This window comes from Pseudomonas sp. DY-1, assembly GCF_003626975.1.
Classification (GTDB): Bacteria; Pseudomonadota; Gammaproteobacteria; order Pseudomonadales; family Pseudomonadaceae; genus Metapseudomonas.
Genome location: NZ_CP032616.1, coordinates 86,550 through 105,503 on the forward strand (window position 1 = coordinate 86,550; position 18,954 = coordinate 105,503).

At 62.6% G+C, this 18,954-nt stretch carries 20 protein-coding genes and 1 pseudogene; 14 read left to right on the forward strand and 7 right to left on the reverse strand.

All coding sequences use genetic code 11. The features are described from left to right. Positions 1-3: 3 nt before the first annotated feature. On the forward strand, positions 4-528 hold the full coding sequence (locus D6Z43_RS00715; RefSeq protein ID WP_371924437.1) for an N-acetyltransferase family protein: 525 nt from the start codon (positions 4-6) through the stop codon (positions 526-528). Here D6Z43_RS00715 and gap read toward each other — a convergent pair. After that, entirely contained in the window at positions 525-1,523 is a 999-nt protein-coding gene (gene gap / locus D6Z43_RS00720) for a type I glyceraldehyde-3-phosphate dehydrogenase (protein ID WP_120649812.1), read from the reverse strand. The two genes, D6Z43_RS00715 and gap, sit on opposite strands and share 4 nt — an antisense overlap. A gap of 71 nt (positions 1,524-1,594) precedes the next feature. Further along, the gene (locus D6Z43_RS00725) at positions 1,595-2,266 is read right to left on the reverse strand and encodes a COG3650 family protein (RefSeq protein ID WP_120649813.1); all 672 of its coding nucleotides are present in this window, start codon (positions 2,264-2,266) and stop codon (positions 1,595-1,597) included. 69 nt (positions 2,267-2,335) lie between these two features. On the opposite strand from D6Z43_RS00725, the gene D6Z43_RS00730 reads away from it, so the two are divergent. Further along, positions 2,336-2,731, forward strand: coding sequence for a DUF488 domain-containing protein (locus tag D6Z43_RS00730; protein WP_120649814.1), 396 nt, complete (start codon positions 2,336-2,338; stop codon positions 2,729-2,731). Positions 2,732-2,737: 6 nt separating this feature from the next. On the opposite strand, the gene D6Z43_RS00735 is transcribed toward D6Z43_RS00730, so the two are convergent. Next, positions 2,738-3,337 carry a short chain dehydrogenase gene (locus D6Z43_RS00735; RefSeq protein WP_120649815.1) on the reverse strand — a complete coding sequence of 200 codons (600 nt, stop codon included), beginning with the start codon at positions 3,335-3,337 and terminating at the stop codon, positions 2,738-2,740. Between the two features lie 121 nt (positions 3,338-3,458). Between D6Z43_RS00735 and D6Z43_RS00740 the strand changes: the two genes are divergently transcribed. Continuing rightward, positions 3,459-4,373 (forward strand): LysR family transcriptional regulator, encoded by a 915-nt coding sequence (locus D6Z43_RS00740; RefSeq protein WP_120649816.1) that lies wholly within the window; start codon positions 3,459-3,461, stop codon positions 4,371-4,373. A gap of 59 nt (positions 4,374-4,432) precedes the next feature. Here the strand turns inward: D6Z43_RS00740 and D6Z43_RS00745 are convergent, their stop codons facing one another. Beyond that, positions 4,433-4,867: an HIT family protein gene (locus D6Z43_RS00745; protein ID WP_120649817.1), complete on the reverse strand. Its 435-nt coding sequence runs from the start codon at positions 4,865-4,867 to the stop codon at positions 4,433-4,435. An 810-nt stretch (positions 4,868-5,677) separates the two neighbouring features. Here D6Z43_RS00745 and D6Z43_RS00750 point away from each other — a divergent pair. The 5 genes from D6Z43_RS00750 (at position 5,678) to arfB (ending at position 9,830) form a co-directional block, all read left to right on the forward strand. Beyond that, positions 5,678-6,799: a beta-ketoacyl-ACP synthase III gene (locus D6Z43_RS00750; protein WP_120649818.1), complete on the forward strand. Its 1,122-nt coding sequence runs from the start codon at positions 5,678-5,680 to the stop codon at positions 6,797-6,799. After that, positions 6,799-7,410: an RNA polymerase sigma factor gene (locus D6Z43_RS00755; protein ID WP_120649819.1), complete on the forward strand. Its 612-nt coding sequence runs from the start codon at positions 6,799-6,801 to the stop codon at positions 7,408-7,410. Before D6Z43_RS00750 ends, D6Z43_RS00755 begins: the two co-directional genes overlap by 1 nt. Continuing rightward, positions 7,404-7,637, forward strand: coding sequence for a zf-HC2 domain-containing protein (locus D6Z43_RS00760; RefSeq protein ID WP_120649820.1), 234 nt, complete (start codon positions 7,404-7,406; stop codon positions 7,635-7,637). Before D6Z43_RS00755 ends, D6Z43_RS00760 begins: the two co-directional genes overlap by 7 nt. A gap of 286 nt (positions 7,638-7,923) precedes the next feature. Next, positions 7,924-9,237, forward strand: coding sequence for an OprO/OprP family phosphate-selective porin (locus tag D6Z43_RS00765; protein ID WP_120649821.1), 1,314 nt, complete (start codon positions 7,924-7,926; stop codon positions 9,235-9,237). Positions 9,238-9,416: 179 nt separating this feature from the next. Further along, positions 9,417-9,830, forward strand: a complete 414-nt coding sequence (arfB, locus tag D6Z43_RS00770; RefSeq protein ID WP_120649822.1) for an alternative ribosome rescue aminoacyl-tRNA hydrolase ArfB — start codon at positions 9,417-9,419, stop codon at positions 9,828-9,830. Positions 9,831-9,850: 20 nt separating this feature from the next. Here arfB and D6Z43_RS00775 read toward each other — a convergent pair whose 3' ends face one another. Next, positions 9,851-10,738 carry a neutral zinc metallopeptidase gene (locus D6Z43_RS00775; protein WP_120649823.1) on the reverse strand — a complete coding sequence of 296 codons (888 nt, stop codon included), beginning with the start codon at positions 10,736-10,738 and terminating at the stop codon, positions 9,851-9,853. A 148-nt stretch (positions 10,739-10,886) separates the two neighbouring features. Here D6Z43_RS00775 and D6Z43_RS00780 point away from each other — a divergent pair, with 148 nt between their 5' ends. Continuing rightward, complete coding sequence (locus D6Z43_RS00780) at positions 10,887-12,191, forward strand: ATP-binding protein (protein WP_256660929.1); 1,305 nt, start codon at positions 10,887-10,889, stop codon at positions 12,189-12,191. A 4-nt stretch (positions 12,192-12,195) separates the two neighbouring features. Continuing rightward, complete coding sequence (locus D6Z43_RS00785) at positions 12,196-13,110, forward strand: response regulator (RefSeq protein ID WP_120649824.1); 915 nt, start codon at positions 12,196-12,198, stop codon at positions 13,108-13,110. 42 nt (positions 13,111-13,152) lie between these two features. On the opposite strand, the gene D6Z43_RS00790 is transcribed toward D6Z43_RS00785, so the two are convergent. Beyond that, a complete protein-coding gene (locus D6Z43_RS00790; RefSeq protein ID WP_120649825.1) occupies positions 13,153-14,160 on the reverse strand; it encodes a bile acid:sodium symporter family protein in 1,008 nt (335 codons plus the stop codon). Between the two features lie 82 nt (positions 14,161-14,242). On the opposite strand from D6Z43_RS00790, the gene D6Z43_RS00795 reads away from it, so the two are divergent. From D6Z43_RS00795 to D6Z43_RS00815, 3 genes and pseudogenes are all read left to right on the forward strand, one after another. Continuing rightward, on the forward strand, positions 14,243-15,034 hold the full coding sequence (locus tag D6Z43_RS00795; protein ID WP_120649826.1) for a helix-turn-helix transcriptional regulator: 792 nt from the start codon (positions 14,243-14,245) through the stop codon (positions 15,032-15,034). A 746-nt stretch (positions 15,035-15,780) separates the two neighbouring features. Further along, complete coding sequence (locus D6Z43_RS00810) at positions 15,781-16,818, forward strand: GlxA family transcriptional regulator (RefSeq protein WP_120649827.1); 1,038 nt, start codon at positions 15,781-15,783, stop codon at positions 16,816-16,818. Between the two features lie 176 nt (positions 16,819-16,994). Then, a pseudogene (locus D6Z43_RS00815) lies at positions 16,995-17,360 on the forward strand (AzlC family ABC transporter permease); the annotation flags it as partial. 467 nt (positions 17,361-17,827) lie between these two features. Here D6Z43_RS00815 and D6Z43_RS28185 read toward each other — a convergent pair. Then, positions 17,828-18,373 (reverse strand): hypothetical protein, encoded by a 546-nt coding sequence (locus D6Z43_RS28185; RefSeq protein ID WP_256661062.1) that lies wholly within the window; start codon positions 18,371-18,373, stop codon positions 17,828-17,830. A 57-nt stretch (positions 18,374-18,430) separates the two neighbouring features. On the opposite strand from D6Z43_RS28185, the gene D6Z43_RS28515 reads away from it, so the two are divergent. Next, the gene (locus tag D6Z43_RS28515; RefSeq protein ID WP_305955690.1) at positions 18,431-18,688 is read left to right on the forward strand and encodes a hypothetical protein; all 258 of its coding nucleotides are present in this window, start codon (positions 18,431-18,433) and stop codon (positions 18,686-18,688) included. Positions 18,689-18,954 lie beyond the last annotated feature (266 nt).

Consider the following 18,954-nt stretch of genomic DNA (forward strand, 5'->3'; position numbering starts at 1 on the left):
GTTCTGAACAATGCCTTCGCCATTCGCCTGGCCACCGCTGATGACATCCCAGCCTTGTGCGACCTGATCCTCGCGCATGGTCCCAACCCGTGGAATCACCTGCCACCAGATGAGGTCCGCGCCCACTTGCGGGGCATCGCCGATGCATCCGTAGGAGCGATCCTGGCGGAAGGCGAGGGGAGTCTGGCGGGCTTCGTCAGCGTCTACCTGAGCCAGGACATCCAGGTCCATCAGCAAGCCGGAAGGCAGGATCAGCTCCAGGGCTATGTCTGTGAGGCCGTGGTGCATCGCGATCTGGCCGGGCGCGGGTTGGGCACGCGACTACTTTTGGCCGCCATGGAGAAACTGGCCGCGCTTGGGGCTGTGGACATCTATATCCAGCGGCATGAGGAGAACCTCGCCTCGGCGGGCATGATGCGCAAGGCCGGCTTCCGCGAGGTGTCGACCTTCGACGATCCTGCCCGTCGGCCCAACGGTTCTCGCCGGACCACCCTCTGCCACTGGAGCTCGGGCGGCCCAGCTTTTTAAGGGTTCAGCCACGCCAGGACCACGTCCAGCATCCGGTTGGCGAAGGCCCATTCGTTGTCGTACCACGCCAGTACCTTCACCAGCTCCCCTTGCACGCGGGTGTGATTGAGGTCGACCACGCAGGACACCGGATAGCCATTGAAGTCGCTGGATACCAGCGGCAACGCGTTGCACTCCATCACGCCCGGCGGCAGGTTCTCCGCACCGGCTACGAGGGCCGCATTGAGGACTTCGCGGCTCGTCGGGCGTTCGGCGATGAACGTGAGATCCAGCAACGACACGTTCGGCGTTGGCACCCGAACCGCCAGACCATCCAGGCGTCCTGCCAGCTCCGGCAGCACCAGGCCGATGGTCTTGGCCGCGCCAGTGCTGGTGGGAATCATCGAGAGAGCCGCAGCCCGTGCGCGATAGGGGTCGCTGTGGCTCTTGTCCAGCAGATGCTGGTCGTTGGTGTATGCATGCACCGTGGTCACCAGGCCGCTGCGAATCCCCACTTCGCGGTGCAGCAACATGGCCAACGGCGCCAGGCAGTTGGTGGTGCAGGAGGCATTGGAAACGATCTGCTGGCTGCCCAGCTGGTCATGGTTGACCCCGAACACCACGGTCAGGTCGGCGGTTTCGAGGGGGTGCGACAGCAACACTCGCGGCGCACCCGCGGTCAGGTGCTGCTCCACTTGGGCGCGCTTCTTCAGCTTCCCGGTGCATTCCAGCACCAGGTCCACGCCAAGCTGGTCCCAGGGCAGGTTGACCGGGTCACGCTCGCGCAGCAGGTGAATGATCTGGTTGTTCACCTGCAGGCGATCATCGCTCAGGTGAACATGGCCGGAGAAGCGGCCGAAGGTCGAGTCGAAACGGGTGAGGTGGGCCAGCGATTCGAAATCGCCGAGGTCATTGATGGCTTCGATGCGCAGGCGCTGGTCGAGACCCCGCTCGAACAGAGCACGAACGAGCGCGCGACCGATGCGCCCATATCCATTCAGGGCGATACGCAGCATGGTGTTCTCCTTCCTTTGATCCTTCCCTCAGCTTAGTGGTGAAGGACGAGGAAGGAGACCGCTGCCAATCGTCAGTTGTCGCGGGCGCCGCCGAAGGAGGCACAGCCACGTTGTGTCTTGCCGTCCAGGCGCAGCTCGGCGGTCAGGTGCTGCACCGCACCGCTCATGCTGTCGACACAGCGTTGGGGCGCTACCCAGAGCTCCAGGTGTTGGCCATTGGCTTCGCTGGACAGGTTGAATCGGCCGTCCGGCAGTTGTTCTTCCATATAGGGAAGGGCCAGGGAAGGTTGGCCGGGACGGTCGAGAATCAGGCCCTTGCCACTGACGCTGATGCTCCAGTCCGGCTCATGGCCGCTGGCGCGCAGCAGCAGGCGCTTGAAATTGAGGTCATCGCAGCCATGGCCTTCGCGCTGCAGGCGGTAGAGGGTCTTCAGGTTCAGCTGGCCGTCGGCGTCCGGCAGCTTCGTTGCGCCCATGCTGGCGCGAATATCAGCGAACAGGGTGCCGGGACCATCCGCCGAGAGGTTGGCGGCTTCAGGCAACAGCCCGGTGGCGCCACTGTCGACCAGCGCGAAGCGGCGTTTCTCGCCACAGGGGCTGAACATCACCTGCCCGGAGACTACGCTCAGCTCACCCTGCAGGCGCACCATGTTGGCGTCGGGAGCAGGGGCTTTGTCGGCGAACATCTGGCAAGCGCCGAACAGGGGCAAGAGGCTGAACAGCAAGGGGCGGGCGAAGCGCATAGTGGGTCTCCTTCAGGGAGCGGCAACGTTACCGGTGCGCAGCTTCCGGCTCAAGCGCGGAGAAGGCAGATGATCCAGTGCAAGCGAGTCTTTGATGCGGTGCAGTCCGGAGATGGCCAGCGGGTACTGGTGGATCGACTGTGGCCACGCGGATGCCGAAAGGAATCTTTGGCCCTGACCACCTGGCTGAAGGAGGTGGCGCCTTCAGACAGCCTGCGCAAACAGTTCTGCCATGATCCGGCGCTATTCGATGAGTTCCGCCTGCTATACCGCGCGGAATTGGCGGCCCATCCCGAGTACTGGCAGGGACTGCTGGAGATGGCCCGCAAAGGCGACCTGACCCTGCTCTACGCCGCCAGGGACGAGGTGCACAACAACGCCCGGGTGCTGGCGGATTTTCTCGAGGAAGAGCTTGAACGCAGCGGTCCACCCAGTTCGCCGGTGTGTTATGCCGGCGAACTTTAGGGGGGGTCAGCCCACGTGGTAGGTCTGCCCGGTTTGCGCACCTTCCGTGCTCTTGGCGTAGGCCAATGCCGCCTCGGCTGCCGGTACCGCCTTGTAGCCACGGAAGTAGGGTGCGTAGTCGGGCAGGGCCTCCTCGATCACGGTCGGGCTGACGCTGTTGATGCGCATGCCGCGCGGCATCTCCAGGGCGGCGCTGCGCACGAAGGCATCGATGGCGCCGTTGACCATGCTGGCGGATGCGCCGAAACGGATCGGGTCGTGGCTCAGCACCCCGGAGGTGAGTGTGAACGAGGCACCGTCGTTGGCGAACTCGCGGCCGATCAGCACCAGGTTCACCTGGCCCATCAGTTTGTCCTTCAGGCCGATGGCGAACTCGGCTTCACCCATTTCCGCCAGGGCGCCGAAATGCACCTTGCCGGCGGCGCTGATCAGGGCGTCGAAGGGGCCGACCTTCTCGAACAGGCGACGAATCGAAGCAACGTCGGTGATGTCGGCTTGCAGCTCACCGCTGTTGCGGCCGACGCGGATGATTTCGTGGCGCTCGGTGAGCTCCTGTTCGATGGCCTTGCCAATGGTGCCGCTGGCACCGACGAGAATGATTTTCATGGGACCGGATCCTGTGTGGAGGAATGAACGACAGGTCCAGTGTAGAGTGCTGCCTGTTGTCGATAATCCATGTAATTGGAAAAATTTGGTTTTCAAATGGAAACAATAGGGCCGCATTTCAATGAGCGAAATGGATGATCTGGCCGCCTTCGCGGTGCTGATGGAAGCCGGTAGCTTCACTGCTGCTGCCGAGCGGCTGGGCTGCAGCAAGGGGCAGTTGTCCAAGCGCATCCGGCTGCTGGAGCAGGGGCTGGGGGCTTCGTTGCTGCATCGCACGACGCGGAGGCTGGACCTGACCGCCGCAGGGGCAGCCTTGTTGCCGGAGGCACAGGCCCTGGCCGCCCAGGCCGAGCGAGCCAGGCAATCGGTGCGGCGCCTGCAGGAGGAACTGGCCGGCTGCGTGCGCTTGACGGTGCCGGTGTCCCTCGGTGAAACCTTTTTCGATGCGCTGTTGCTGGACTTCACCCGGCAGTACCCGCAGATCCGTGTTGAGCTGGACCTGCACAATGGCTATCGCGACCTCGTGGCGGAAGGTTTCGACCTGGCCATTCGTTCAGGCGTGGACATGGATGAGCGTCTCGTGGCGCGGCCGCTGTTCTCCCTGGAGGAAATCACCTGCGCTACCCCGGCCTATCTAGCCTCCCACGGTGAACCCCGGCAACCGGCAGACCTGGCCCGCCACCAGTGCCTGCTGAACACGCATTACAGCGGTTTCGAGGAGTGGCTCTATCACCAGCAGCACCGGCTGGAGCGGGTAAAGGTGGCGGGTGCGCTGGCGAGCAATCACTACAGCTTGCTGAAGAAGGCCGCTCTCTCTGGCGCCGGCGTTGCGCGGCTGCCCTCCTACATGATCTACGACGAACTGGCCGATGGCCGTCTGGTGTGGCTGCTGCGCGACTTCCAGACCCGTCAGACGCCAGTCTTCCTGGTTCACCCCTGGCAAGGCGGGCTACCGAGACGCACCCAGGTACTGGTGGACTACCTGCTGGCCTGGTTCGAGCGCAGCCGGCGAAAACTGGATAAAGCGGGAGAGTAGGGCAGGGGCGGCGCCAGGACGGAACAGCGCTGTCCGTCCTGGCGCAATGGGAGAGGGTGTCAGGCCAGATGCTTCAGCAGGCGTGCCTGCAGGGCTTGCAGTTCATTCGGGTCGGCCTTTTTGCTGGCGTGGATTGCCAGCGACTCGCCCTCGAAGCGCGGCACGATGTGCATGTGAATGTGGAACACCGTCTGGCCCGCCGGTGCACCGTTGAACTGTGCCACCTGTACACCGGCCGGTTGCAGTTCCTGCACCAGTACGTGGGTCAGCCGTTGCACCACGGCCATTACCTTGGCCAGGGCGTCGGTTTCGATCTCCAGGATGTTGCGGGCGGCGGATCGCTTGGGGATCACCAGCGTGTGGCCAAACGACTGCGGGAAGATGTCGAGGAAGGCGAGCACGTCGTCGTCTTCGTAGAGTTTGTAGCAGGGGGCTTCGCCGCGAATGATCTGGGCGAAAACGTTCTGCGGATCATAGGTGCCGTGCAAGCTCATCGAAGGCTCTCCATTTGCCGATTGCGAGCCGTGCACATTAACGCCCGGCGCGACGCCGGAAAACCCCGGAAGCGCCCATCCGCCACACCGACCGCTGCATCCACTGCAAGCGCAACCGCAGCATCCGGCGATTCGTCGAATTTTTTTCGGCCATGAGCCGGTAATCAAGGCGCTGAGACCCGTATTCGTCTGCAAGAGGATGCTTAATCGCTAATAATTTGAACTGGCATTTACTCCCATTTTGTCTTGAGGAGCTTCACCGGCAGGCTGGCTACTTTGCGGCCAGTGCCAGATCCCCTTCAGCTTTGCATGTAGGAACGATCGATTTCTGACCTTGTGCCGCGGGTTGTCCAGGCAGTCCGCGGCTTTCCTTTCTTGTTGGCCTGCTAGCCAAGTGGCCATTTCCGGTCATGCACACCCAATTGGGTGCTGAATCCACGGCCGTGAAACTGCGGGCGAACACCGCTGCGAACGACTAGGGTATCCAGGGTCGAAAGTGGACCGATGGTTCTGCGTTTTTGCCGACGTTCTGGCAAAAGTCCCCGTCGCCAGCCGCCGTTTCTGGCGTTACCCTTCGCATCTGGATAAGAAGTGGAGCACCGCAAAGCTGACGTCGGCGATCCCGCCACCTGGCACCAAGCCCGCCAGCGAGGCACGACGAAGGATGTTCGCGCCAAGGCTTCCACCCCTGTTTGCTGTTTCATTCCGCCTGCGGGATGACCCTTTTTCCGCTGCCGGCCTGTCGTGGCCGGTAGCTGACTGCCTGAACCGGCCGTTCGAGCGAGCGGCCCAGTATCGAGAGGATCGACCGTGCACAACGTCGTAATCAGTGGCACCGGCCTGTACACCCCGTCCAACAGCATCTCCAACGAAGAGCTGGTGGAGTCCTTCAATGCCTACGTGCAGGCCTACAACGCCGAGAACGCCGGCGCTATCGAGCGTGGCGAAATCGAGCCCCTGGCCGAATCCAGCGTGGCCTTCATCGAGAAGGCATCCGGCATCAAGAGCCGCTTCGTGGTGAACAAGGACGGCATCCTCGATCCCAAGCGCATGACGCCGCGCATTCCGGAGCGCACCAACGATGAGTGGGGCATCCTTTGCGAAATGGCAGTTGCCGCCGCGAAGCAGGCGCTGGAGCGTGCAGGCAAGACCCCGGCGGACATCGACGGTGTGATCGTCGCCTGCTCCAACCTGCAGCGTGCCTACCCGGCGGTGGCGATCGAAGTCCAGGCGGCGCTCGGTATCGACGGCTTCGGCTACGACATGAACGTCGCCTGCTCCTCGGCCACCTTCGGTATCCAGGCTGCCACCACCGCAGTCCAGACCGGCCAGGCCCGCGCCATCCTGATGGTCAACCCGGAAATCTGCACCGGCCACCTGAACTTCCGTGACCGCGACAGCCACTTCATCTTCGGCGATGCCGCCACCGCGGTGATCATCGAACGTGCCGACCAGGCCACTTCCAGGCACCAGTTCGAGGTCGTGGGTACCAAGCTGCTGACCCAGTTCTCCAACAACATCCGCAACAACTTCGGCTTCCTCAACCGCGCCGCGGAAGAGGGCGTGGGTGCCCGCGACAAGCTGTTCGTCCAGGAAGGCCGCAAGGTGTTCAAGGATGTCTGCCCTATGGTCGCCGAGCTGATCGCCGCCCACCTGGAAGAGAACAAGCTCAACGTCACCGACGTGAAGCGCTTCTGGCTGCACCAGGCCAACCTCAACATGAACCTGCTGATCGCCCGCAAGTTGCTGGGTCGTGAGGCCGAGCCGCAGGAGGCGCCGGTGATCCTCGATACCTACGCCAACACCAGCTCCGCCGGTTCCGTGATCGCCTTCCACAAGCACCAGGACGACCTGCCCAGTGGTGCGCTGGGCGTGCTCAGCTCCTTCGGCGCCGGCTACTCCATCGGCAGCGTGATCCTGCGCAAACGTTGATGAACCAACCGGCCGACGCTGACCTGCTGCCCCGGCTCCTGGCCGGGGAGCAGGGCGCGTTTCGCGAGTTGATCGGCACCTACCAGGGCGCCATGCGTGCAGTCGCCTATGCCATCGTCGGCCAGCGGCATGCCGATGAGGTGGTACAGGACGCCTGGCTGGCCGTGGTGCGCAACCTGGACGGCTTCCAGCAGCGTTCAAGCCTCAAGACCTGGCTCCTCACCATCGTCGCCAACAACGCCCGCAGCCGTCTCAAGCAGAACCGCCGCGAGGTGTTGCTCGACGACCTGCCTGCCCCCCACGGGAGCATCGGTGCTGATCGTTTCGCCGAAGATGGCCACTGGGCCGCGACCCTGCCGGCCTGGCACGAGGATTCGCCCGAGGCCCTGCTCACTGAGGAGGAGCTGCGCGAATGTCTGGAGAAGACCTTGCTCAGCCTCTCGGAGATGCAGCGCAGCGTGGTGTTGCTGCGTGAGCGCCAAGGGCTGGAACTGGAAGAAATCTGTAATTTATTGGAGATATCGCTCTCCAATGTCCGGGTGCTGCTGCATCGTGGACGCCTGAAGCTGTTCGCCACGCTGGAACATTTCGAGGAGACAGGCCAATGCTGACGTGCAAGGAACTGGTTGCCCGTTCCAGCGAATTGCTCGATGGCGAACTGAGTTTTCGCGAGCGCATGGCTGTGCGCCGCCACCTCATGCTGTGCCGCAACTGCCGTCGCTTCATCAAGCAGATGAAACTGACCCAGGCAGTCGTCCGCCTGTTGCCGGAGGGCCAGGGTGCCGAAGTGGACGACCTGGCCGCACACCTGGCGCAGAAGCGCCGCGATTCCCTCTAGCGTTCCATTCCCGCCCGCTTCGTGAGTAGTCGCGAATCCGCATATTCGCAAGTCGCCTATTTCAAGTCCCTTAAGCTCGTCTTGCTCGGCAAAAACACCTGAAAGCCGCGTGGTAGAGCGTCTGCGTGCTTATGAAATTTCGAAGTAAAAAAGTTCCGTTGTCACAAAATATTTATATATAAGCAACTGAGCTGAAATAACCCGCCGCCAAGATTCCCCACCAGCACCGACGAGCCCAGACGCTCTCGTGTTTTCTAACGCTTAAGACCAATAGGGGAACCCTTCGATGATCCGTAAGCACTTCGCCGGTTTTGCCGCCAGCGCCATGGCTCTGGCCATTTCCGCCCAGGCTTTCGCCGGTACCGTTACCACTGACGGCGCCGATATCGTCATCAAGACCAAAGGCGGCCTGGAAGTCGGCACCACCGACAAGGCTTTCAGCTTCAAGCTCGGCGGTCGTCTGCAGGCTGACTACAGCCGCTTCGACGGCTTCTACACCGTGAACGGTGACACTGCCGACGCCGGTTACTTCCGTCGCGCGTTCCTGGAACTGGGCGGCATCGCCTTCTCCGACTGGGCCTACCAGATCAACTACGACTTCTCCCACAACGCCGGTGGCGATGCCAAGGCTGACGATGGCTACTTCGACGAAGCCTCCATCGCCTACATCGGCTTCCAGCCGGTGGTGATCAAGATGGGTCGCTTCGACCCCGACTTCGGCCTGGAAAAGGCCACCAGCTCCAAGTGGGTAACTGCCCAGGAGCGCACCGCCGCCTATGACCTGGCCGACTATGTGAACAACCACAACGGTGGCATGGGCGTGCAGGTGTCCGGCACCTACGGCGCGTCCCTGTACGGCTCCGCCGGCCTCATGGCCAACGACGCCACCAACCGCGACGAAGACGGTGACAGCGTCAAGCAGTTCAACCTGCGCGGTGTATTCGCTCCGATGCACGAGGCCGGCAATGTCCTGCACTTTGGCGTGAACTATGCCACCCGCGACCTGCAGGATACCTCCTTCGACGGTCGTATCCGCAGCCGCCTGGGCATCCGCGGTGTGAGCACCGAAGGTGGCCAGGACGCCGGTAGCAACGGCAACCGCCTGGTACTGGCCGGCGCCAACAACACCCCGGTCGGCGCTTACGACAACGACAGCACCGTTGGCCTGGAAGCTGCCTTCGCCACCGGTCCGTTCTCCATCCAGAGCGAATACCTGAAGCGCGAAGTCGAAGCCAAGGCTGCCAACCGCGAAGACATCGATGCCGACGGCTACTACGTGCAGGTTGCCTACACCCTGACCGGCGAAGCCCGCGACTACAAACTCGGCAAGTTCGACAAGATCAAGCCGGCCAACAAGGGCATCGGCGCCTGGGAAGTGTTCTATCGTTACGACAACATCAGTGCTGAAGACGACAACGGCGCCTTCGCCAACATCGACGACGTGGAAGCCAAGGTGCACAACCTCGGTGTGAACTGGTACGCCAACGAAGCCGTCAAGCTCAGCGGGTACTACGTCAAGACCAAAGTGGACAACGCCACCAACGCGGTGGGCGACGACGACGGCGACGGCATGGTCTTCCGTGCCCAGTACGTGTTCTAAGACGACACGGGTTTCCGCTCCTTTGCTTGAGCCCCGCCATCTGGCGGGGCTTTTTTACGCGCACGGAAAAGTGCGGAAGGGCGAGCGGCCCCGCCTTGGGGGCAGATCAACCACGGCTTCCTGGCGTGCCCGGCGTCGCCTACGTATGCTCTGCACTCCCGCCTTTCGGTTGTCGCGCCATGCTGCTGATCTCCAACAGCGTCCACCTTCCCCTCGATGAGATTGAATTGTCCGCCATCCGCGCCCAGGGGGCGGGCGGGCAGAACGTCAACAAGGTCTCCAGCGCGATGCATCTGCGCTTCGATATCAACGCCTCGTCGCTGCCGGACTTCTACAAGGAGCGCCTGCTGCAACTGCGCGACAGCCGCATCACCGCTGACGGCGTGATCATCATCAAGGCGCAGCAGTACCGCACACAGGAACAGAATCGCGCCGACGCCCTGGAGCGCCTGGCGGAGCTGATCCGTAGCGTGACGAAAGTGCAGAAAGCAAGACGGCCGACCAAGCCCACGCTGGGCTCGAAGAAGCGTCGGCTGGAAGGCAAGGCCAAGCGCGGGGCAATCAAGGCCGGCAGGGGGAAAGTGGATTTCTGAGGTCGTGGGTATCCGACCCGCTACTGCGCCAATCCGGTGAACAGCTGCATGCATCGCTGCGGGTCGCCGGTTTCGATTCCGGTATACAGCCACTTCTGGCGCTGCTCGAGGCTGCCGTGGGTCAGCGGGTCGCGCATGGGGGCTTTGCCTGGGATCGTGCCCTGTTCCTGTGTGTAGGCCATGACCGTCTGCAGCATCTTGTCCACGTCATCGGGATTGACCCAGGGGTATTTGCGCTGGGCATAGCCGACCCAACTGCCCGCCAGGCAGTCGGCCAGCAGCTCCTGGGCGACCATCAGACCCTCCGGCCCTGAGAGTTTGACGCCACCTTCCTTCATATCCTTGATCCAGCTGTTGACGCCCACCAGGTTCTGCATGTGGTGGGCCACCTCGTGCGCCACGACGTAGCTGCGTGCGAAGTCGCCGACTTCGGGTGCGTTCTTGTGCAGGCCGTCGAGGTGGTCCAGATCCAGGTAGAGACTCATGCTGCCGGGGCAATAGAAGGGACCGCTGGTTGTTCCGGTGTCCTTGCAGGGCTTTTCAACTTTGCCGCGGTACGTCACCAGCTTGGGCTTCTTGTAGGAGTAGTCGCCACGTGCGAGGAATTCGCCCCAGATGTCCTCGATGCTCTCCATCATCAGCTCCACCAGCTCCTGCGAGTCGGCCGGCGCTTGCGCCGGGGCCGGTACCGGCGCGGCGGCAACCGGGGCAGACGGGGCTTCGGTGGAGTTGCTCCCCGGGAAGAGTGGCGGGGGCGGCTTCAGGCGTTCGAACAGCTGCGCCGGGCCGAACGCGAGGTAGAGCGTCACACAGATCAGCGCCACCGCCATCAACAGCCAGGCAAGGATTCGCAGCAGGCGGAGCAGCAGACCTTTGCGGGGCCTCGGGGTGGCGGAGTTTTCGGGCATGGTGGCGTTTCCTTGTGGCGTCGAGGTTCAGTGTTGTCGTTACTTCGTGTCCTCGCCATTTGTTTCTTGCATGAGACATCTGTCACATGGTGGCAACCTGATGCTGCTTGAATGCCCTGCACCTCAAATGTCGCCCGGAGTACCGACCATGGCAGCCGAAAGCAGTCTGGCTCGCCTTCTCAAGACCGTGGAGCCGTTGGCCCCGGATATGAGTATCAGTGATGTGGCTGATCGCCTGCTGACCCCTGAGCACAAGGCTTTCCTGTCGCTGCCGGTGGTGGACGCGCAGGGCAAGCCACTGGGATTGGTCAGCCGCTACACGTTGCAGGATATTTTCATGCAGCGGTTCGGCCGCGACCTCTGGGGCCGCCGTCCGGTGGGCGACGTGATGAATTCGGCGCCGCTGACCGTGGCCCTCGCTTCTGGCCTGGAGCCGGCAGCCAAGCAGGTCACCGCACAGCTGCAGTACCCCATTACCGAAGATTTCATCCTGGTGGACGAGCAGGGACGCTACCTGGGACTGGGTACGGTGCTGGACTTGCTGAAGGCCATGGAGCTGCGCATCGCCCAGCGCAACCGGGTACTGCGCCAGGCGCTGGTCGACCTGAAGGAATCCCAGGCGCAACTGGTGCAGTCGGAAAAGATGGCGTCCCTCGGCCAGATGGTGGCGGGCGTCGCCCACGAGCTGAACACGCCGTTGGGGTATGTGAAGAACAACGTGCAGCTGATGGAAGAGCTGACCACGCCGCTGTTCGCCCTGGCCTCGAGCCAGGCTGCGCTGGCCGCTTGCCTCGAAGACCCGGCCTGCGACGAACAGCGCCTGGCCGATGCGCTGGAGCAGGCCGCCGCCAGCCGCGAAGCGGCCGCTCCCGAGCTGCTGGCCGACGACCTGCGCCAGCTGTTCGGCGACACGCTCTATGGCCTCGGCCAGATCTCCGAACTGGTATCCGGACTCAAGGATTTTGCCCGTCTGGACCGTGCCATGAGCGAGGAAGTGGACCTCAACGAGTGCATCCGCAGTTCCTTGCTCATCGCCCGCAACCACATCAAGGACAAGGCCGAGGTGCTCCAGCTGCTCGGTGAGCTGCCGCGTATCGCCTGCGCGCCGTCGCAGATCAACCAGGTGCTGCTGAACCTCTTCACCAACGCCGCCCAGGCCATGGATGCGCCGGGACGCATCCAGGTGAAGAGCTGGGCCGACGACGGCAATGTCTGCATTTCCGTGCAGGACAGTGGACGGGGCATGCCGCCGGAAGTCATGCAACGCATCTTTGATCCGTTCTACACCACCAAACCGGTGGGGCAGGGCACGGGGCTGGGGTTGTCCATCAGCTACAAGATCATCCGCGACCACGGCGGCAGCATCCGCGTGGCCTCGGAGCCGGGGCGCGGAACGCGCTTTCTCATCAGCCTGCCGCGCAGTCAGGCGGTCGAACTGAAACGGAGTGCCTGAGCCCATGAATTCACCTGTCCGCATCCTCTTCGTCGATGACGAGGAACGCATCCTGCGTAGCCTGGCGCTGCAGTTCCGTCGCCAGTACGAGGTGATCACCGAGAGCGACCCGTTGCGGGCGCTGGAGCGCCTGAAGGAAGAATCGGTGCAGATCATCGTCAGCGACCAGCGCATGCCGCGCATGAGCGGCGCCGAACTGCTGGCCCGCTCGCGGGAGGCCGCACCGGAGTGCCTGCGCATCCTGCTGACCGGCTATTCGGACCTGGATGCTGCGGTGGAAGCGCTGAACAACGGCGGCATATTCCGCTACCTGACCAAGCCCTGGGACCCGCAGGAGATGGCGTTCACCCTGCGTCAGGCGGCGGAGATCGCCGAGCGCCAGACCTGCGCGCCAGTCACTGCCGCCACCAGTGATCTGGCGGCGCCGCTGAACCTGCTCTTGCTCGACGACGACCCGGAAACCCTGCACTGCGTAGAAGCCTTCTGCCAGGCCGGTGGGCACCGGCTGATGCGTGCCAACAATCTGAGCGAAGCGTTGGTAACGCTGAACTTGGAACCCGTGGACCTGCTCGTCAGCGACCTCAAGCTAGGTGACGAGGACATGGCGCCGCTCCTGAAATCCCTGGCCCAGGCTCATCCGCGCCTGCTCAGCCTGGTAGTGACGCCCTTCCGCGACACCCAGGCCCTGCTGAAACTGATCAACGAAGCACAGATTTTCCGCTACCTGCCCAAACCCATCCGCCGGGGGCTGTTCGAGAAGGGCCTGAAGGCCGCTGCCGAACAGGCCTTTCTCTGGCGTTCCCAACCGCTGGACCTGGTCCCGCGCATGGCCGAAGCCCCGAAAGAAGCAGGCGAAAACCAGAAGGTCGGCAGCCTGCTCGGCATGCTGGCGCGGCTGCGCGAGCGGATGATCGCCTGAGCCCCTGCCGGCGGGGCATCAGGACAGGTCCGTTCGAGTGTTTCAGGGCCTGGAAGCGCTTTCAAACGGTGACCCGAGCGTGGGTGTTTCCGGGCGCTGCGCAAAACGCTGGGACAGGACGGAGCACACCATCAGCTGGATCTGGTGAAAAAGCATCAGCGGGAGAATGAGCATCCCGATGCTGCTGCCGGCGAACAGTACCTGCGCCATGGGCACGCCGGTGGCCAGGCTCTTCTTCGACCCAGCGAAGAGAATGGTGATGCGGTCTTCGAGATTGAAGCCCAGCCACTTGCCCAGCAGATTGACGATGGTGAGCACCAGGGCCAGCAGCAGGCAGCAGCCGACTACGATGCCGAGCAATTTCAGCGGAGGGACCTGCTGCCAGAGCCCGCCGATCACGGCCGCGCTGAATGCCGTGTAGACCACCAGCAGGATGCTTCCCTGATCGACGTACTTCAGCCATTGCTTGTTGCGATTGACCCAGCCGCCGATCCATTGGCGGGCGATCTGCCCGGCGACAAAGGGCAGCAGCAACTGGATGCTGATCTTGCGGATGGCCTCGACGGTGGAGCCGCCGTCGCCATGAACCCCCATCAGAAGTGCGACCAGAACAGGCGTAACGAATATGCCGAGCAGACTCGACGCAGCGGCACTGCAAATGGCCGCCGGGATGTTGCCGCGAGCCAGAGAGGTGAAGGCAATGGCCGATTGCACGGTAGCGGGCAGGGCGCAGAGATAGAGGAAACCCGCGTAAAGCTCGGTACCCACCATGGGCAGCAGCACCGGCTTCAGTGCCAGGCCCAGGAGCGGGAACAGACCGAAGGTGCAGAGGAACACCAGCAGATGCAGACGCCAATGGCCGGCGCCGGCGATCACGGCATCGCGCGACAACTTGGCGCCGTGCAGGAAGAAAAGCAGGCCAATGGCGATGTTGGTTATCCAGTCGAACGCCACCGCGACCTGACCCTGGGCGGGCAGCAGAGTGGCAGCGGCAACGACGGCGATCAGCGTCAGTGTGAAGTTGTCGGGGAGAAAGCGCGGGCGGGCCATGGATGGATTCACTGATTGTCATTCGGGACCGGCCTAATCTAGCCTTGCTCCTCGATGCCGACTAACGCGATAGGGGCAACAAATGTCTGAAAACGGACAGGCTCAATGGTCCGAGCGCCAGATCCCCCGACTGACGAAACTCCCCCGGCCACTCTTCGCCCGAAACGAATCGCTGGCCAATGCGACGGGAACGCCCCGTCATACCCATGACTGGGTGCAACTGTCCTATGCCATTCGCGGCGTGCTGCATGTGCATACACGGGAAGGGAGTTTTGTAGCCCCACCGCAAAGGGCCGTATGGATACCGGCGCAGACGGAGCATGAGGTGTTCAGCTCGCCTCACACGGAAATGCGCAGCCTGTACCTGGACGCCGCAGTTACGGGAGGAGCGCTGAGCAGCTGTCGGGTGATCGAGATGGACGCGCTGACGCGTGAGCTGATCCGGCGCTTCTGCGAGCTTCCGGCGGAATACGACGAGGCGGGCCCCGACGGGCGCCTGGCTCAGGTGCTGCTGGATCAACTGCTGGTCGCCCGCGAGGTCAGCCTGTCATTGCCCCTGCCCAGCGACGCCAGGCTGTTGCGCCTGTGCCGGGCACTGCAGGCGGCCCCGGACGACGCGCGAACGCTGCTGCAATGGAGCGAACAGCTGGGCGCTTCCGAGAAAACCCTGCGACGGCTATTCCTGCGTGAAACCGGGTTGACCTTCCGCGTATGGCGCCAGCGCCTGCGCTTGCATGGCTCGCTGGAGGCGCTGGAACGGGGGCAGCGAGTGACGGAGGTCGCCCTTGCCTACGGCTATGACTCCACCTCCGCATTCATCGCAGCCTTTCGTCAGCACTTCGGGGTGACGCCCGGCGACTTCTTCCAGCCCTGAAACCGCGCAGGACTCAGACCGCACCCTGCTTGCGGTCAGTGCGTACGTTGACCTTCATTGCGGGCACTCATGGCGACACCTCCTGGCCGTCTGCCATGAAGACTGGCAAATCCCGCCACGCCACCCACAGCTCCCGCTGCCAACGCACTACACCCACCGGCCGGCCCAACGGATGAAGGCTAGTCGCGGTGCGGCCTTTATCTCCGGCCAACTAATGGTTGTCGACGGTGGTCGGACGGCCAAGCTGCCGTTGCCGTTCTGAGACTGCGTCGCTTCGGGCGATTCTTTTTCGAAACTCCGAGCTGCCGGTTGAACCTCCTCCGCATTGCAGGCGTAGCGGAGGAGGTTCCTGTTCAGGGCCGCTCAGGGGCTTCGTTGATCAACATCGGCGATAGCATCTCCTGGCTGGCCACGGACGTTGCAATCGAGTTCGACTTCTCGCCGACGCTCCAATACCCACGCCCAGTTCTTGCACATCGCAAGTACCCCGGCTGTGCTTGCTCTCGCTCCTGTATCCCTATACTGAGCCAGCCACGGTAAAGTCGGTGGGCCAGGCGGGGCTACGAGTGCCGGCAGCAATCAGTCCAGATGCGGCGTCGCATCGGGAAATGGAAGCGGCGAATGCAGAACTGTCCGGAAGTCCCAACTGTGAGAATTTGCTTGCGCTGGTACCAGCCTATGGACCGACATCCGCGTATCAGCTGGGAGAATGTCGATTCGTACCCTGAGCTCCTGTGAGTCGAGAAATGAGAGCGTCCTTCGAGAGCGTTCTGAAGAGCAAGAACCTGGCTCACCTGGACAAGGCCCGTCGCTCAGGACTGACAACTCCGGTCCGGCGTGTGTCCTTCATCCTGCGCGAGCATTTCTCGATGATGGCCTTCACCGGTGCTGTAGATGCGCTGGTGACCGCCAATCTCATGAGCTCGACCCCCGTGTTCGAAGTTCAGGTGGTGGGGGGAGATAGCAATCTCGTCGTGAGTGACCTGGGCATATCCATTTCCACAGATTGCGTCCTCAGCGAGCTGGATGAAAAACGTCAGGACATCCTGGTGGTTTGTGGCGGCTTTCGCGTTCGGCTCGAGACTGAGGCATTGCTACGGACCAAGCTTCGATCAGCCGATGCCGCCGGGGCAGTGCTCGGGGGGCTCTGGAATGGTGCCTATTTTCTGGCCGAAGCCGGCCTGCTGGATGACCACGACTGCGCGTTCCATCCGGACTGCCGGGCGATGATGATGGAGCTCTTTCCAAAGGTAAGGGTAACGAGTCACTCCCAGGTACTCGATCGCAGGCGAATCAGTTGTGCTGGTGCCAACAGCTCCCTGGGCATGATGCTGGAGGTCGTTCGCCACAGTGCGGGTGATGACCTGGTGAGTGCCGTGGAAGAGGTGCTCAGCTGCGACAAAATGAAAGATGTCGTCGACGTGTCGGTCGTCTCGATCGATTTCGATCCAACGCTGCCTGAGACGATCAAGCTCGCGTTGGAGTTGATGCACAGCAACATTGAAGACCCGATCGAAATTGAAGAAATCGCTCGTTACGTGGGTATATCCAGACGACATCTGGAGCGTCTCTTCCGGCGCTATGTAAAGGCGACGCCTCCACGCTACTACCTCGAGCTTCGACTCACCCGGGCACGTCAGCTACTGCAGCACACCAATAAATCGCTGATTGAGATCGCCGTGGCGAGCGGGTTCGTGACCCTCCCGCATTTCCAGCGTTGCTTTCGCGCGATGTTCGATATGGCCCCGGGGCAGTTCCGCAAACGAAATCACTTCAAGGTTTGAGCTTGCGGGGCGGGCAAGCGGAGTCGGGGAAAACGTTTGGAGCGTTGCCGGCTTTCAGTTTGAATTTCTGTACGCCGTCTTGAATCCAGCCGATGACCTCCGCCGGCCCTATCAACGCCTTCCGACCCGCCAGGCGGCCGGAAATCACGCGTTAGTTTCACAACCAGGGACACGACATGACCTACCGAACACGGACAGAAGCCTTTTGGGCGGGAGTTCGCACGCTAGTTCCTTTGACGCCAGGTGTTGTGCCGTTCGGGCTTGTGGCGGGTGTCATGGCCGCAGACATGGGCATGTCCCCAACCATGACCATGACCTTGTTGTTCTAATCGGGGTCGGCACAGATGGCAGCACTGCAACTGCTGCACAACGATGTGCTGCCTGTGGCGATAGTAATGACTGCCCTGGTTATCAATTTGCGCTTTGTGATGTACAGCGCATCGCTCGCGCCGTTTCTGCATCACTTGCCTAGTCGTTGGACGTGGCCACTGTCTTACATACTGTCTGACCAGTCGTACGCAATCTGCATTCTCAGGCTTTCAGGGCAGTAGTCGCCGTCGGAACATTCGCTCAGCGCCAAGTGGCAGCTGGCGTGTATCGAGAACGCACGTGGTCGGCGCAAAAAAATGCCGCCTGTGTGGCGGCGGCGAGGTCTCAAGCTTATGGCCTTTGACTAAGTCACGTCTGTTCGGAGAAGCGGGCCTCAAAACATTTGAGGCCGTGCAGGTCGCAGAACCTGGTGAGGTCCTGCCAATGCGAAGAGCTACAAGCGCACCGTGATCAATGGAGCAATGCTATTCGTGACCTGACTGCGATCAAGATTACGCTGCCGTCGCCGAGCGATAGGTGTCCATATTCGACTGCAAAAGGGAAGAACGCGACGCAGCATCGGGTGATTGCCAAGAAGGTCATCGCCGTTGGCTGCAGGCGGCAAGAATCGGAGCTCCGGGCCGGCCATGTGCCGGCCTGGAGACTCCGAAGGACACGACCCCCCCAGCTTCCCTGATTGTTATTGAACCGAGCGGTGTTCCACTTCGACAACGTCGACATCCGGAGCATCCGGCGCGTCATTGGGTTCCGCCTCGACGGCGTCGACGTCCGGTGCGTCAGCAGCGTCGTCGGCTACGTCTGCAGCATCCCTGGCTGCGTCCCTGGCTGCGTCCCTGGCTGCGTCCCTGGCTGCATCAGCAGCAGTCCTGGCCGCATCCCTGGCGGCATTCGCGTCATCTTTTGCTGCGTCCCGGGCTGCGTCTGCAGCCGCTCTGGCAGCATCCCGGGCGGTATCCGCGGCGGCTCTTGCCGCATCCCTGGCCGCATCCGCACCCTCGAAACCAGCCGCTCTGGCCGCGTCCCTTGCCGCATCGGCGGCTGATCTTGCGGCATCCCTGGCCGCGTCTGCTGCATCCCTGGCCGCATCTCTGGCAGCGTCTGCATCTGCTCTGGCAGCGTCTCTGGCCGCATCCGCATCATCTCTGGCCGCGCCCCTGGCGGCATCGGCCGCATCGTTGTCGGCGTCGTTGTCCTGGCCATCGCCCGGACCATCGTTGCCCGCCATACCGCCCCGGTCCGTGTCGCCGCGTCCCGGCCCGTCATGACCGTCACCGTCGCCGCCATGTCCAGAGGCAGAACTGCCCTTGCCACCGCCATGACCATGACCATGACCACTGCCATCACCACCGCCATGTCCAGAGCCAGCGTTGCCGCCGCCACCGCCGTGACCGCCACCATCGCCACCGTGACCGGAGCCGCCTCCGCCACTTCCGCCACCGCTGCCTCCGCCGCCGCCACCAGAGCCGCCGCCATGACCACCTCCACCACTGCTACCACCACCATGTCCGCCGCCTCCATCCTGGGCGTGGACACTGAATGAGCTCGAAATGTAATCAGGTACCAGCACGCTGGATGCCGAGAGAACACCACCAATCGCTAGAGTGAGTAGGCACTTTCTAAAAGACATAGTCGGACCTCCGTCTCAGTCTTCAGGGGTTCCCTCACCGAGGAACACACATTCGGTTGAGCCCGGGACAAGGCCGTGGTTCATCGCTGGTTACATGCTTCTGGACAGGCGGGAAGCGCGTGAATTAAGACGTTTGGAGCTTGGGGGAATAAGGGGACGGCCCCCTTGGTGCGGGCGTT

Excerpts from the sequence above, each read along its gene's own strand:
- gap (WP_120649812.1), bottom strand. The coding sequence starts at position 1,523 with ATGCTGCGTATCGCCCTGAATGGATATGGGCGCATCGGTCGCGCGCTC.
- D6Z43_RS00725 (WP_120649813.1), bottom strand. The coding sequence starts at position 2,266 with ATGCGCTTCGCCCGCCCCTTGCTGTTCAGCCTCTTGCCCCTGTTCGGC.
- D6Z43_RS00730 (WP_120649814.1), top strand. The coding sequence starts at position 2,336 with ATGATCCAGTGCAAGCGAGTCTTTGATGCGGTGCAGTCCGGAGATGGC.
- D6Z43_RS00735 (WP_120649815.1), bottom strand. The coding sequence starts at position 3,337 with ATGAAAATCATTCTCGTCGGTGCCAGCGGCACCATTGGCAAGGCCATC.
- D6Z43_RS00740 (WP_120649816.1), top strand. The coding sequence starts at position 3,459 with ATGAGCGAAATGGATGATCTGGCCGCCTTCGCGGTGCTGATGGAAGCC.
- D6Z43_RS00745 (WP_120649817.1), bottom strand. The coding sequence starts at position 4,867 with ATGAGCTTGCACGGCACCTATGATCCGCAGAACGTTTTCGCCCAGATC.
- D6Z43_RS00755 (WP_120649819.1), top strand. The coding sequence starts at position 6,799 with ATGAACCAACCGGCCGACGCTGACCTGCTGCCCCGGCTCCTGGCCGGG.
- D6Z43_RS00760 (WP_120649820.1), top strand. The coding sequence starts at position 7,404 with ATGCTGACGTGCAAGGAACTGGTTGCCCGTTCCAGCGAATTGCTCGAT.
- D6Z43_RS00765 (WP_120649821.1), top strand. The coding sequence starts at position 7,924 with ATGATCCGTAAGCACTTCGCCGGTTTTGCCGCCAGCGCCATGGCTCTG.
- arfB (WP_120649822.1), top strand. The coding sequence starts at position 9,417 with ATGCTGCTGATCTCCAACAGCGTCCACCTTCCCCTCGATGAGATTGAA.
- D6Z43_RS00775 (WP_120649823.1), bottom strand. The coding sequence starts at position 10,738 with ATGCCCGAAAACTCCGCCACCCCGAGGCCCCGCAAAGGTCTGCTGCTC.
- D6Z43_RS00780 (WP_256660929.1), top strand. The coding sequence starts at position 10,887 with ATGGCAGCCGAAAGCAGTCTGGCTCGCCTTCTCAAGACCGTGGAGCCG.
- D6Z43_RS00785 (WP_120649824.1), top strand. The coding sequence starts at position 12,196 with ATGAATTCACCTGTCCGCATCCTCTTCGTCGATGACGAGGAACGCATC.
- D6Z43_RS00790 (WP_120649825.1), bottom strand. The coding sequence starts at position 14,160 with ATGGCCCGCCCGCGCTTTCTCCCCGACAACTTCACACTGACGCTGATC.
- D6Z43_RS00795 (WP_120649826.1), top strand. The coding sequence starts at position 14,243 with ATGTCTGAAAACGGACAGGCTCAATGGTCCGAGCGCCAGATCCCCCGA.
- D6Z43_RS00810 (WP_120649827.1), top strand. The coding sequence starts at position 15,781 with ATGAGAGCGTCCTTCGAGAGCGTTCTGAAGAGCAAGAACCTGGCTCAC.
- D6Z43_RS28185 (WP_256661062.1), bottom strand. The coding sequence starts at position 18,373 with ATGGCGGGCAACGATGGTCCGGGCGATGGCCAGGACAACGACGCCGAC.
- D6Z43_RS28515 (WP_305955690.1), top strand. The coding sequence starts at position 18,431 with ATGTCCAGAGGCAGAACTGCCCTTGCCACCGCCATGACCATGACCATG.